Annotated in this window: 1 protein-coding gene; it reads right to left on the reverse strand. The window is 48.9% G+C overall.

What is annotated here, in order from left to right; genetic code table 11:
• On the reverse strand, positions 1-829 hold an 829-nt coding region (locus tag ACVBIK_RS20660), incomplete at both ends, for a VCBS domain-containing protein (protein WP_447170427.1).

The following is an 829-nucleotide window of genomic DNA, read 5'->3' on the forward strand; positions in this document are numbered from 1 at the left end:
GCTGATAGCGTTGCATTGGCGCCATTTTGCCAATTGATATCGTCGTTATAACTGCTGTCGAGGCCGAGTACGTCATTATTATCGACATCGGTTGCAGTCAGGATGCCGGTGGCCACCAATCTATCGGGGTCTACATCAATCATATCCTCAGTCACAGTGCCAGATTGGGTTGCACTGAGCTCAGGAATATCGTTGGTACCGGTAATGGTGATGGTGACTTGCTGGGTGTCTGTAAGACCATTGGTATCAGTCACAACAACAGTGTAGATCTCGGTTCTGCTTTCGCCATAGGCTAACTGGTTAACCAGGCTGTCATCGGTGTCGCTCTCATTGAGCAGATACTGCCAAGTACCGGTGTCGGGATCGATACTGAATGTACCGTAGTCACTCGGTTGAGGTGTAAATGACCAGGTGAGATTGTCAGTATCTCCGGTATCGGGATCGATGGCATCTAAATCCCCGGCAACCATGACAATCCCATTTTCCGTGGTATTACCGCCAGGCTGTACGCCGGCCTCAATGACTTCACCGGCCTGGTTTTCAGGATCTGGAGTGATAACGGGACCGTCGTTACTACCGTTAATGGTAATGGTCACGGTTTCAGTATCAAAGGCACCGTTACTATCGGTTACAGTGACATCAAAACTTAGGGTGATCACATCGCCTTCGGCTAAGAAATTAAGCAGGTCGTTATCGATATCGTAGGTCCAGCCCATATCATCGTTATCCAGGCTAAAGCTGGCGATAATATCGCTGATTTGTTGGGCTGATAGCGTTGCATTGGCGCCATTTTGCCAATTGATATCGTCGTTATAACTGCTGTCGAGGC

Source organism: Shewanella sp. 125m-1 (genome assembly GCF_052977065.1).